The sequence below is a fragment of the Janthinobacterium sp. UMAB-60 genome, from assembly GCF_900095235.1.
Lineage (GTDB): Bacteria > Pseudomonadota > Gammaproteobacteria > Burkholderiales > Burkholderiaceae_D > Janthinobacterium.
The window spans coordinates 119,226-131,207 of the sequence record NZ_LT607496.1; the positions used below are offsets into that span (position 1 = coordinate 119,226).

Annotated in this window: 15 protein-coding genes; 11 read left to right on the top strand and 4 right to left on the bottom strand. The window is 64.1% G+C overall.

Annotated elements, in window-relative coordinates:
- The first annotated feature begins 71 nt into the window (after window positions 1-71).
- From K0F86_RS22035 to K0F86_RS22050, 4 genes are read left to right on the top strand one after another with little or no spacing between them, the layout of a single operon-like run.
- Window positions 72-944, top strand: a complete 873-nt coding sequence (locus K0F86_RS22035) for a branched-chain amino acid ABC transporter permease (RefSeq protein WP_071077978.1) — start codon at window positions 72-74, stop codon at window positions 942-944.
- Window positions 941-1,903, top strand: coding sequence for a branched-chain amino acid ABC transporter permease (locus tag K0F86_RS22040; protein ID WP_219136315.1), 963 nt, complete (start codon window positions 941-943; stop codon window positions 1,901-1,903). The genes K0F86_RS22035 and K0F86_RS22040 overlap by 4 nt, the downstream gene beginning before the upstream one ends.
- Entirely contained in the window at window positions 1,896-2,609 is a 714-nt protein-coding gene (locus K0F86_RS22045) for an ABC transporter ATP-binding protein (RefSeq protein ID WP_219136316.1), read from the top strand. Before K0F86_RS22040 ends, K0F86_RS22045 begins: the two co-directional genes overlap by 8 nt.
- 4 nt (window positions 2,610-2,613) lie before the next feature.
- Window positions 2,614-3,315 carry an ABC transporter ATP-binding protein gene (locus tag K0F86_RS22050; RefSeq protein WP_219136317.1) on the top strand — a complete coding sequence of 234 codons (702 nt, stop codon included), beginning with the start codon at window positions 2,614-2,616 and terminating at the stop codon, window positions 3,313-3,315.
- A gap of 26 nt (window positions 3,316-3,341) precedes the next feature.
- Here K0F86_RS22050 and K0F86_RS22055 read toward each other — a convergent pair whose 3' ends face one another.
- The gene (locus tag K0F86_RS22055) at window positions 3,342-4,247 is read right to left on the bottom strand and encodes an HDOD domain-containing protein (RefSeq protein ID WP_219136318.1); all 906 of its coding nucleotides are present in this window, start codon (window positions 4,245-4,247) and stop codon (window positions 3,342-3,344) included.
- 238 nt (window positions 4,248-4,485) lie between these two features.
- Here K0F86_RS22055 and K0F86_RS22060 point away from each other — a divergent pair, with 238 nt between their 5' ends.
- Window positions 4,486-5,070, top strand: a complete 585-nt coding sequence (locus K0F86_RS22060; RefSeq protein WP_219136319.1) for a DinB family protein — start codon at window positions 4,486-4,488, stop codon at window positions 5,068-5,070.
- A gap of 1 nt (window position 5,071) precedes the next feature.
- Here K0F86_RS22060 and K0F86_RS22065 read toward each other — a convergent pair whose 3' ends face one another.
- A complete protein-coding gene (locus K0F86_RS22065) occupies window positions 5,072-5,464 on the bottom strand; it encodes a VOC family protein (protein ID WP_219136320.1) in 393 nt (130 codons plus the stop codon).
- A 350-nt stretch (window positions 5,465-5,814) separates the two neighbouring features.
- On the opposite strand from K0F86_RS22065, the gene K0F86_RS22070 reads away from it, so the two are divergent.
- The 6 genes from K0F86_RS22070 to fghA all read left to right on the top strand — a co-directional run bounded on the left by K0F86_RS22070 (window position 5,815) and on the right by fghA (window position 10,668).
- Window positions 5,815-7,389, top strand: coding sequence for an oleate hydratase (locus K0F86_RS22070; RefSeq protein WP_219136321.1), 1,575 nt, complete (start codon window positions 5,815-5,817; stop codon window positions 7,387-7,389).
- Window positions 7,390-7,515: 126 nt separating this feature from the next.
- Window positions 7,516-7,767: a hypothetical protein gene (locus tag K0F86_RS22075; protein ID WP_100872490.1), complete on the top strand. Its 252-nt coding sequence runs from the start codon at window positions 7,516-7,518 to the stop codon at window positions 7,765-7,767.
- Window positions 7,764-8,009: a hypothetical protein gene (locus K0F86_RS22080; protein WP_219136322.1), complete on the top strand. Its 246-nt coding sequence runs from the start codon at window positions 7,764-7,766 to the stop codon at window positions 8,007-8,009. Before K0F86_RS22075 ends, K0F86_RS22080 begins: the two co-directional genes overlap by 4 nt.
- Before the next feature lie 152 nt (window positions 8,010-8,161).
- A complete protein-coding gene (lepB, locus tag K0F86_RS22085) occupies window positions 8,162-8,833 on the top strand; it encodes a signal peptidase I (protein ID WP_219136323.1) in 672 nt (223 codons plus the stop codon).
- Window positions 8,834-8,881: 48 nt separating this feature from the next.
- Window positions 8,882-9,745, top strand: a complete 864-nt coding sequence (locus K0F86_RS22090; protein WP_219136324.1) for an NAD-dependent protein deacetylase — start codon at window positions 8,882-8,884, stop codon at window positions 9,743-9,745.
- A 56-nt stretch (window positions 9,746-9,801) separates the two neighbouring features.
- Entirely contained in the window at window positions 9,802-10,668 is an 867-nt protein-coding gene (fghA, locus tag K0F86_RS22095; protein WP_306823219.1) for an S-formylglutathione hydrolase, read from the top strand.
- Between the two features lie 9 nt (window positions 10,669-10,677).
- On the opposite strand, the gene K0F86_RS22100 is transcribed toward fghA, so the two are convergent.
- Window positions 10,678-11,343 carry a dienelactone hydrolase family protein gene (locus K0F86_RS22100; protein ID WP_219136325.1) on the bottom strand — a complete coding sequence of 222 codons (666 nt, stop codon included), beginning with the start codon at window positions 11,341-11,343 and terminating at the stop codon, window positions 10,678-10,680.
- A 150-nt stretch (window positions 11,344-11,493) separates the two neighbouring features.
- Window positions 11,494-11,982, bottom strand: a 489-nt coding sequence (locus K0F86_RS27715) for a molybdopterin cofactor-binding domain-containing protein (RefSeq protein WP_257572298.1), incomplete at its 5' end; no start/stop codon positions are given.

Genomic DNA, 11,982 nt, shown 5'->3' on the forward strand with positions numbered 1-11,982 from the left:
GACGCGCACCGATGAACGGCAGTCCCGGCGCAGCTTCGCGATGCGCCAGGGCTGCCTGACGGGATGACGACATGACAGAATTAATCTTGCAAGCGCTGTATTCAGGCTTGCTGCAGGGCGGCTCCTACGCCCTGATCGCACTGGGCCTGGCGCTGGTCTTCGGCACCATGAAAGTGATCAACCTGGCGCACGGCGAACTGGTGCTGCTGGCCGCCTACATAGCCTACAGCGTCGAATCGGGCCTGGGCCTGGGTCCCATGTTCGCCATTCCCATCGCGCTGGTGATCGTCAGCCTGACGTCCGTGGGCGTGTACCTGATCGTCAGCCGCATCAAGAAAGACCGCGAAATCAATTCGCTGATCCTCACCTACGGCATCGGCGTGATACTCACCAATGTCATTTTGCTGGTCTGGAAGGCGGACATCCGCTCGACCTCATCGAGCTGGCTGCAGGAAGGCATCGAGATCGGCCCGTTTTTCAGCATGCGCAGCGAAGTGATTTTCTTCGGCGTCAGCCTGGTGCTGATGGCGGCGCTGTGGCGCTGGCTCGCCACCAGCTGGTATGGCCGCGCCGTGCGCGCCGTCTCCAGCAACCGCGACGCGGCCAAGCTGATGGGCATCGATCCGGGCCGCACGGAACTGGTCTCCTTTTTAGTCGCCGGCATCCTGGCCGCCTTCGCCGGCGTCGCCCTGTTCAGCTATGGCGTGATCCAGCCCGCCTACGGCGGCGCGCTGACGGTGAAAGCTTTCATCATCACGGTATTGGCCGGCATCGGCTCGATCCCAGGAGTGCTGCTCGCCGCCGTGCTGCTGGGCGTGGCCGAAGCGCTGACCGTCACCCTGGCCAGCTCCGCGCTGCAGGAATTGTCGGGCATGGTGCTGTTCCTGCTGGTGCTGTTCATCATGCCGAACGGCTTGTTCGGCGCACAACGGAGGCGCGGATGAAGCGCTCGACACTGATTTCAACGGCGGGCCTGCTGCTGGCCGCGTATATCGCCGTGCCGCTGGCCCTGGGCGGCAACCAGTATGTGATGAGCATGGTGGTGGCGGCCCTGATCATCGGCGGCGTGGCCATGTCCTGGGCCCTGCTGGGTAACCTGGGCGGCATGGTCAGCTTCGGCCATGCGGCGTTCTTCGGCGTGGGCGCGTATGTCTCCGCGCTGGCCACCGTGAAACTGGGCGTGCCCGTGTTTGCCGCCATGCTGCTCGGTGGCGCGGGGGCGGCCATCGCCGCCGTCATCATGCTGCCCGTGCTCCGCCTGCGCGGACCGTATTTTGCGCTGGCCATCCTCGCCTACGCCCACATCTTCCGCATCCTGGCCACGGAGTGGAGCTCGGTGACGGGCGGCGCCGGCGGCATCAACAATATTCCCGCCTTGCCCACCGTCTTCGGTTTTGATTTGGCCAGCAAGACGGGCGCCTACCTGGTGGTGCTGACCCTGGTGGTGTGCTGCGCGTTTGCGTATAGCCGCATCCGCGCCAGCCATTACGGCATCGCCCTGCGGGCCATGCACGACAGCGAAGACGCCACGCGCGTCGTCGGCGTCAACAGCACCTTGCTGAAAGGCGCGATGCTGCTGGTGTCGGCCTTCATGGCGGGCCTGTTCGGCGCCTTCAACGCCCATTACATCAACTTCCTGGAGCCCGACTACGCCTTCAATAGCCTGTGGGTGACGTTACCGATCGTGGCGGCCATCTTCGGCGGCTACCGCACGATACTCGGCCCCGTGCTGGGCGCCGTGGTGGTCTACCTGGTCGACCAGCTGATCTTCAAGTCGCTGATCCCCACCGGCCACCAGCTGGTGCTGGGCGTGCTGCTGGTGGCGATGATCGTCTTCAGTCCGAACGGCCTGCTGCCGCTGCTGCGCAAGATGTTCAAAGCGAAGGAGAACGCACATGCTTGAACTCGATAATGTGTCCGTGCGCTTCGGCGGCCTGACGGCCGTCGATTCCGTCACCTTAAAAGTGAGCAGCCACGACGTGATCGGCCTGGTGGGCGCGAACGGCGCCGGCAAGACCACGCTGTTCAATGCGATTTCCGGCCTGGTGCGCCCTACCGGCGGCGGCATCCGCTTCGAAGGGCGCGACATCATGGCCATGCCCATGTACCAGCGCGCGCGCCTGGGGCTGGGCCGCACCTTCCAGATTCCGCAGCCCATGCATGAATTGACGGTGCGCGAAAACCTCGTCGTGGCGCAGCGCTTCGGCACCGGCAAGGTCGACATGCGCAAGATCGATGAAATCCTCGAGTTTACGAGCCTGCTTGACAAGGCCGGGCGCGATGCGGCCAGCGAACTGGCGCTGACGGAACTCAAAGCGCTGGAAGTGGCCAAGGCGCTGGCGACGAATCCGAAACTGCTGCTGCTCGATGAAGTGCTGGCGGGCCTGGAAACGAACGGCAAGCGCCGCTTCATGGGCATGCTGAAGGACTTGCACGCCGCCTTTGGCGTGGGCATCGTCATGATCGAGCACGATATCGAAACCATCAGCAATCTGTGCCAGCGCGTCGCCGTGCTCAATTTTGGCCAGCTGATCGCCGACGGCACGCCGGATGCCGTCTTCCGCGATCCGGCCGTCATCGAAAGCTATACGGGAGCCGTTCATGGTTGAATCGATGCTTGAAATAAGTCAACTGCGCGCCGGCTATGGCGCCATCAACGTGCTGTGGGATGTCTCGCTGGCTATCCAGAAGGGCAAGCTGACCACCATCATCGGCCCGAACGGGGCTGGCAAGACGACCTTGCTGCGCGCCATCATGGGGCTGCTGCCCGTGGGCGCGGGCAGCATCGCGCTCGACGGCGTGGCCATCAACGGCACGCCCACCTGGAAGATGAGCGACGCACGCGTGACGATGATCCCCGAGGGGCGCATGACGTTTCGCGACATGAGCGTGGAAGAAAACCTGATCATGGGAGCCTTCCCGAAGGAACACCGCAGCCACATGCCGGCGCGCCTGGCCGAAGCCTATGCCATGTTCCCGCGCCTGCACGAGAGGCGCCGCCAACTGGCCGGGTCGCTCTCCGGCGGCGAGGCGCAGATGCTGGCCATGGGACGGGGCTTGATGTCGGACCCGTCGCTATTGATTATCGACGAGCCGTCGCTGGGACTGGCGCCGCTGGTGGTCAATGAACTGTTCGAGATCCTCGCGCGCCTGAACGACGGCAAGCGCACCATCATCCTCGTCGAGCAGAACACGGCGCGCGCCGTGGGCGTGGCCGATCACGTCTACCTGATGCAAAGCGGCAAAGTGGCGCTGTCGCAGGCAGCTTCCGAAGTCAACCTGGAGCACCTGCACGAACTGTATTTTGCGCGCTGAGGGAAATCAGCCGCACGCGGCTGGCATCACTCGTCGTCGTCGGCCAGTTTGTCAAACGCCTGCAGGGCACTCTTGCCCAGTCCGGTCGTCACGAAGGGATCGTCGGCAGGAAAGTGGCCGCTATCGGCCAGCATGCGCAGCTTGCTCAAGCGCTCGCCCAGCGCCAGCGCTTGCGCCTGCGGATCGGCATCGGCATCGACGCCCGCCTGCCCGATCGCGCGGGTCACGGACTGGGGAAACTCCCACAATTCGGCGATGCGTACCGACAAGATGCGTGCTTGCGCAAACACCTGCGCAATGAAGGCGTCCGATTGCGGGAAGGCATCGGGCGCATGCATCTGGTCGATCAGCCGGAACGCCACCACCAGGCCGACATTGGCCATCAGCCCCGCGAGATAGGCATCGAAGGCGTTGGCATGCATCGTCGGCGCGACCAGGCTGGCCGCCAGCGCACATTTCTCGGACTGGCGCCAGATCAGCGGCGCCGTGCGCACGGTCAGTCCGCCGCTTTGCATGCTGACGATGGGACGGAAGGCGACACGGGCGAGCAGCATGCGCATGCCGTTTTGCCCGAGCAGCATGATGGCGCCTTCCATGTTATTGATCGACGGACTGGCGTTGTAGCGTGACTGGTAGCAGGGCCGGTTCGCTTCGCGGTAGACCTCGGCGACCAGCAGCACGTCCTGGGCCAGCTGGGCCGACAGCTTGGCCGCGCTCATGTTTTCATCTTGCAAGGTACGCATCAACTGCGGAATGATGGCTGGAATGCGCGGCACCAGCGCGGCGCCAGCGATCGGTTCACGGGCCAGGCGCGCCAATTCGTCCAGAATCTGCTGTTCCGCCTCCGCCGGAGCCTGCGCCGAACCCGCAGCCGCCAGCCAGCGGTAGTAGATGGCATCGATTTCGGTGATGGTGGCCGGCTGCAGTGCCATCTCTGGCGCCGCCTCCGTGACTGGCGCAGGCTTGTTTTTTTCGTCGCCGCCGTTCAGTAATTTTCCTATCCAACCCATTTTGCTGTCCCGAGCCCTGTATCCATCATTATCGCGAAGTTCGCTTCATGATTTTACTTGATGACAGCAGCGCTGGTGCGGCTGGCGTGAGCGCTTTGTCCACCTGCCGCAACATGCTAAAGTGGCACTCTCGCAGGTTCCCTGCTTTGCAAGGTCCATCATGAACAATCCGCTGGCCCGTTATGTCACCAGCCAGGCGTACAACAACGCCTGGGCCAACCATCGCCTGCTGAAGGCTTGCGGGCAGCTGACCCAGGCCGAGTTCCAGGCCACGCGCGTCAGCTTTTTTCCCACCATCCAGTTCACCCTGAACCACATTTTGACGTGCGACTGGTTTTATCTCGACGCGCTCGAACGCGAGCTGCGCGGCGAAGCGCCCCATGCCGACTGCTATGTCTTCTTTGAAAAGGACGAGCCATTTACCGATTGCGCGGCCCTGCACGCGGCGCAACACGCCTCGGACCTGCGCCTGATCGCCCATTGCCGCAGCCTGTGCGATGCGGACCTGGCGCGGCCCGTGACGATCCTGCGCGACAATCCGCAAATCGACACGCGCCAGCGTCTGCTGGCGCACCTGTTCCAGCACCAGATCCACCACCGGGGACAAGTGCACGCCATGCTGGCCGGCACGCGCATCGAAGCGCCGCAGCTCGATGAATTCTATTGCGCCGGCGAAGCGGGCGAGCGGGCGCAGGATTTCCTGGAGCTGGGCTGGACGGAAGACGACGTGTGGGGAGCGCGCTGAACTATTCCTCGGCGTGGCAGCAGACGCACAGCTTGTTACCGTCGAGGTCGCGGAAGTAGGCGCCATAGTAATTGGCGTGGTAATGGGGCCGCAAGCCGGGTGCTCCCTCGCACACGGCGCCCAGCGCCAGCACGGCCTGGTGGCAGCGGTCCACCTGGGCACGGCTGGCCGCCAGCCAGGCCGTCATCTGGCCATTGCCCGGCGTCGCCGGCAAGCCGTCATGCGGCGCCGTCAGCACGAACAGGGGGCGCGGCGCCTGCCGCGCCATCCAGCCGGCCCAGGGTTGGGCCGGATCATGAAATTTTTCGATCAAATCGAGTTCTCCCAGCAGGGCCGAGTAAAAGGCGTAGGCGCGGGGAAAGTCATTGGTACCGAGGCAGATATGGGACAGCATGCTGCTCCTTCATGAATTCAAGCATGTGCGGCGAAATGCGCCAGCTGATTATATTGGCATATCGTTTCCGACTGCATTCCATCTCGGCAAACAGGTCGGTGGACGCAGCGCAAAACCTGGACTCGATCGCCGTCATGCAGGGCAACGGTTTCACCAATATGGCCACTCGGATTTGCGGCCTTTTGAACGCCGCAAGGAACACGCTGGCGCCTGAAAAAACCGAACGAACGCTCTATTTATCCGCCAACTCTCCCCCTGACGTTGTAAGATAGGCAAATATGGCACGGCATCGGCCGTGCCGCTTGCCAGCCTTTCGCGCATGCGGATGCACTCACATTCAGGGAAAAACCATGAGTAATACAGACAAAAAAGCCTACCTCGTCGGCGGCGGCATCGGCTCGCTGGCCGCGGCCGCCTTCATGATCCGCGACGGCGGCATGCAAGGTAGCAACATCACCATCTTCGAAGCATCGCCCGTGACGGGCGGCAGCCTCGATGGCGGCGGCAATGCCGAGGATGGCTACACCTTGCGCGGCGGGCGCATGCTGACCACCGATAATTACGAGTGCACCTGGGACCTGTTCAAGAGCATCCCTTCGCTCGAACATGCGGGCCAGAGCGTCTACGATGAAACCATCGCCTTCAACGAACGGCACATTCCCCACTCGCGCGCGCGCCTGGTCGACCGCAACCGCTTCAAGGTCGATGTCAGCAGCATGGGCTTTTCCATGCAGGACAGGCTGGAACTGCTGAAGCTGACGGAAGCCGATGAAGACACCCTGGGCAGCAGCGCCATCACGGATTGGCTCTCGCCCGAATTTTTCGACACCAAGTTCTGGTATATGTGGGCCACCACGTTTGCCTTCCAGCCCTGGCATAGCGCCGTCGAATTCAAGCGCTACCTGCACCGCTTCATGATGGAGTTTTCGCGCATCGAAACCCTGGCCGGCGTCAAGCGTACCGTCTACAACCAGTACGACTCGCTGGTGCGCCCGCTGGTCGCCTGGCTGCAAGAGCAAGGCGTGAACATCATCATGGATTGCACGGTGACCGATATCGAGGTTCAGGAACCCGAAGGCCGCCTGACCGCCACCGCCCTGCACTGCCAGCGGCGCGGCCTGGCCGACGTGATTCCCGTCGCGGCCGGCGACCTGGTCTTTTTCCAGAACGCCTCGATGACGGATGCCTCCAGCTATGGCAGCATGCACAGCGCGCCGGCCAAGCGCACGAAAAACGACAGCCAGGGTTGGCTGCTGTGGGAAAAACTGGCCGAAGGCCGCCCGGAGCTGGGCCGTCCAGCCGCCTTCAACAGCAGCATCCCCGAATCGTACTGGGCCTCGTACACGGTCACCCTGAAGGACAGCGCCTTCTTTGACAGGATGGAGCAATTCACCGGCAACAGCGCGGGCACGGGCGGCCTCGTCACCTTCAAGGACAGCAACTGGTTCATGTCCATCGTGCTGGCGCACCAGCCTCATTTCGCCGGCCAGCCTGAGGGCGTGCAAGTATTCTGGGGCTATGCGCTGCACCCTGACCGCATCGGCAACTTCGTCGCCAAGCCCATGTCCGACTGCAGTGGCGAGGAAATCCTGCGCGAGCTGTGCGGCCACCTGAACTTCGACCTCGACATCATGGCCACGGCCAATTGCATTCCCTGCCGCATGCCCTACATCACCAGCATGTTCATGCCCCGCGCAAAGAGCGACCGCCCGCTGCCCGTGCCGGCCAACTCCGTCAACCTGGCCTTCGTCAGCCAGTTCGTGGAGCTCACCGACGATGTCGTCTTCACCGTGGAATACTCGGTGCGCGCGGCGCAGACGGCCGTCTACCAGTTGCTCGGCGTGCAGCGCGACGTGCCGGCCATCCACGCGCACGACAAGTCGCTGAAGGTCAAGCTCGATGCCGTCATCAAGGCCTTCAAATAAGCGCATTTTCCGGCGTCAACGCAGTTTCTGTCCTGTCGGCCGCGCCTTTGTCGCAGCGCAAAGCACGGCGATATTGAACTGATAACGTCAGGGTTCGGGAATTTCCCCTATCTTGCCAAGTCCAACATGAAACTGCGGCTACGCCTGTTCGAACATGTGCTGCTGGTGCTGGCATTGGCCGTTGTCATCTTTGCCGCCGCCATCGTGCTGGCACGCATGACGCAGTGGGCGGAAGCGCGGGAACTGCCCCTCTATCTCGTGCAGGGCATGCATCTGGTGGGCAAGGTGCTGTTTTTCCTGGATGGCTGCATCGTCATTGCCGTCAGCAGCATCCTGGCCGCCCGGCTGTTCCGCCTGCTCACCAAGGAGGATGTATGAACCACCTTCATTACCTGCTGACCCTGCGGCATCCGCGCCGCTTCTGGTGCAGCGCCCTCGTCATCGCCGTGGCCTCGGCCATCCTGCTGGGCCCCTGGATCGACAGCATGCCATGGCTGGTGGCGATCCCCCTCGTGGCCGGCGGCTTGCTGGTGGCGCTGGGCGAGCTGTGGGATGACATGCATGGCAAGCGCCTGCGGAACGGCGACGACGACGCACAGGCGCCCTGCCGGCATCCCTAGGCTGATGCTTGCACGCAACAACGGCCACGCCATCGGCCGCGCAGGCGCTTGATTTAAGACTGGCTTCAGCCTCGCCGTGCATCGTGGATAGGGCGCCAGCAGCAATGGCGCCTCCCTCACCATCACGGGCACGGCCCAGCGAAAGAGCCAAGATGAAAACATGGATGCGCGCCAACAAAGGTTTTTTGATGTTTCTGCTGCTGTTCGGCGTATTCCGCACGGCCGTGGCGGACTGGAATCCCATACCGTCGGCGTCCATGCGCCCCAACCTGCTCGAAGGCGACGTGGTCTTCGTCAATCGCCTCGCCTTCAACCTGAAAGTGCCGCTCACCAATATCGTGCTGCAGCGCCTGGGCGACCCGCAACGGGGCGACATCGTCACCTTTTCCTCGCCGAAAGACGGCACGCGATTGATCAAGCGCATCATCGCCCTGCCCGGCGACACGGTGGAAATGCGCAATGAACAGCTGGTCATCAATGGCCAGCCCGCCCGGTACACGGCGCTCGACACGGCGCCTGAAAGCATCGCCCACATGGGCCAGCTGACGGCGCAGCGCATCAGCGAGCGCAACGCGACCGAGCAGCACCGCATCCAGGTCTTGCCGCAAATCGCGGGCGCGGCGCGCAGCTTTGCCCCCGTGACGGTGCCGGCAGAGCACTTCATGATGCTGGGAGATAACCGCGACAACAGCGCCGACTCGCGCTATTTCGGCTTCGTGCCCCGCGCATTGCTGATCGGTAAGGCCGAGCGCATCCTCGTCTCGGCCAATATTCAGGAGCATTGGCAGCCGCGGCTGCAGCGTTTCGGCATGAAACTGGAGTAATCACTGCCCTTGCAACGGCGCCATGCTTTTCGGTTAGCATGGCGCATCATGCAAAATTTTCCCTCAGCCAGCCTGCAAGCCGCCAGCGACGATGCCGCCCTGGAGCAACTGGCGCAGTTCCTGCGCCGCCATCCCGACGTGCTGCTGCTGACGGGCGCCGGCATCAGCACGGCATCCGGCATTCCCGACTACCGCGACACGGACGGCGTGCGGCGCGGCAACGCCCCCGTGCAAGGCCCCGATTTTCGCCGCCAGGAAGCCGTGCGCCGCCGCTACTGGGCGCGCAGCATGGTGGGCTGGCCCACCTTGGCGCGCGCCACGCCCAATCCCGGTCACCTGGCCATCGCGCATTTGGCGCAGCGCCAGCGCATCGGCGGCCTGGTCACGCAAAACGTCGATGGACTGCATCAGCAGGCGGGCAGCGCCGCCGTCACGGAGTTGCACGGCAGCATACATGGCGTGGTATGCCTCGATTGCCGGACCCACCACACGCGCCGCCTGATCCAGGACCTGCTGGAACGCGACAATCCGCAACTGCTGGGCGCCACGGCCACGCCGGCGCCCGATGGCGACGCCTTGCTGGAACCATCCCAGCTGGCCACCTTCCACCTGCCCGCCTGCCCCCGCTGCGGCGGCACCCTGCAGCCGGACGTGGTGTTTTTTGGCGATGGCGTGCCCGCCGCCTGCGCGGCCGAGGCCGAAAGCAAGATGCAGGCGGCCGGCGCACTGCTGGTGGTGGGCTCGTCCGTCATGGTGTATTCGAGCTTTCGCCTGTGCCGCATGGCGGCCGAAACGGGCAAGCCCGTGGCCGCCATCAACCTGGGCAAGACGCGCGCCGACCATTTGCTGGCCTTCAAGGCCGAAGCGCCGGCACAGGACATCCTGCCTGCGTTAGCGGCCATGCTGGGCTGATGCCGTGCCGGCCCTGCGCCACTCTGGCTATACTGTGGCATTAACGAGGAGAATTCATGCTGGAACTGTTGAGTGAACACGCCTGTTTTGGCGGCGTACAACGCTTTTATCGCCACGACGCGCACGCCATCGGCTTGCCCATGCGTTTCTCGGCTTTCATTCCCGATACGGCGCCAGGCGCCACGGTCAGCACCAAACGCCCCGCCCTGTTTTACCTGGCGGGCCTGACGTGCACGGAAGAAACGTTCATGATCAAGGGCGGCGCGCAGCGCGTGGCGGCCGAGGAAGGCTTGATCCTGATCGCGCCCGACACCAGCCCCCGTGGCGCGAATATCGCGGGCGAAACGGATGCCTGGGATTTCGGCGCGGGCGCCGGCTTTTACGTCGATGCCACCGAAGCGCCGTGGCGCAGCCACTATCGGATGTATAGCTACCTGCTGGAACTGCGCGCGCTGCTGGAACAGGAACTGGCGCTCGATGCGCAACGCACGGGCATCTTCGGCCACTCGATGGGCGGCCATGGCGCGCTGGTGCTGGCCTTGCGCAACCCAGACCTGTTCCGCTCCGTCTCAGCCTTCGCCCCCATCGCCGCGCCGAGCCAGTGCCCGTGGGGTAAAAAGGCATTCACGGGCTACCTGGGCAGTGACGAGGCCAGCTGGCAGCAGTACGATGCCAGCGCGCTGATGCGCGGCCTGCAGGGCAAGCCGGCACTATTTCCTAACGGCATCTTGATCGACCAGGGCCTGGCCGACAAATTCCTGCCCGAGCAACTGTACCCCGAGGTGTTCGAAGCGGCGTGCCGCGACGCCGGCCAGCCATTACGGCTGCGCCGCCATGCCGGCTATGACCACGGCTATTACTTCATCGCCAGCTTCATGGAAGAGCACGTGCGCTTCCATGCGAGGAACTTGCGCGCCGCCTGACCTGCTGCCCTACTGCGCCGTACTGGTATGCCCGTTGAAATGGCGCGTGTACCAGTCCGTGGCCAGCAGGGCCGCCTGGTGGCGCGTGTCGGGGCCGCCAGGCGCGGCGATCTGTTCCAGTTGTTTGTCGCAGCGCAAGGTGGCAAACGCCATGCGGTTCAGGCCGGCCACATCGGGATCGCGCCCGCCCACGATCAGCAACGATGGCACGCGCACGTTTTCCAGCGCCGCCTTGCCCGCCATTTCCACCTGGCCATCACAGACGGCCAGCGCGGCAATTTCCGCGCTGCGCCAGGCCGCCAGTTGCATCACGACGGCGGCACTGGTGCCATAGCCATACAGGCCGCAGGGCAAGCGCCGCGTGGACGGGTCGACCTGCAGCCAGCCCAGGGCTTTTTCCAGCTGGCGCGCCAGCAGCACGATGTCGCTGCGCACGAAGTACGCGTGACCATCGCCGCCGCCGCCGGGCGCGACACCGCCCTGGTCGAAGCGCAGGGTGGCGATGCCTGCTCGCAAAAAATCCTGGGAAGTGGCGTGGCTGGAAGCGCCCAGATAGTCGCTATCGGCGCCCGCGCCGTGGGCAAACAGGACGATGCCGACCGGTCGCTCGGGCATTTCAAGCACGCCGTCCATTTGAAGTTCATCGGCCGTGATGCTGACAAATTGTTCTTGCATGGCTGCCTCCGCTATCGAACTGGAATCGAGCTGACATCAAGCTGATTTTGCCGGACCGGGCGCCGCCTGCGCGCCCTGAGCGGCAATTCTCAGTGTACCAGCCTGCGTCCGTTCACGCGCGGCGCACGTCAAATTTGCCCCACGCCCGCATCAGACGGCGCCGTGCCGGTCCAGCCCCTTCAGCACGGCTTCCGGGCGGATCGGCAAATGCCGCACGCGCGAGGCCACGGCGGCGAAGATGGCGTTGCCGATGGCGGGCGCCACGGCCGTCGTGGGCGGCTCGCCCATGCCCGTCGCCGTTGCCGTGCTGGCGACGAATTCGATGTCGAGCTCGGGCACGTCGGCCATGCGCAGCGGCGTGTAAGTGTTCAGGTTGGTATCCTTCACTTCACCGTTGAGGAAAGCCGTGCCTTCATGCAAGGCCATGCTCACGCCCCACAGCGCGCCCCCTTCCGCCTGCGCCAGCGCGCCATCGGGATCGACGATGCTGCCCGCGTCGATGACCATGAACAGTTTTTCGACTTTCACCATGCAAGTGCTGCGGTCCACTTTCACCCGCGCGACGCAGGCCGTCCAGGTGGGCATGTCGCGCTCCTGGCCGAACGTGGCGGCGATGCCCAGGCCCGTGTCGGGCGGCAT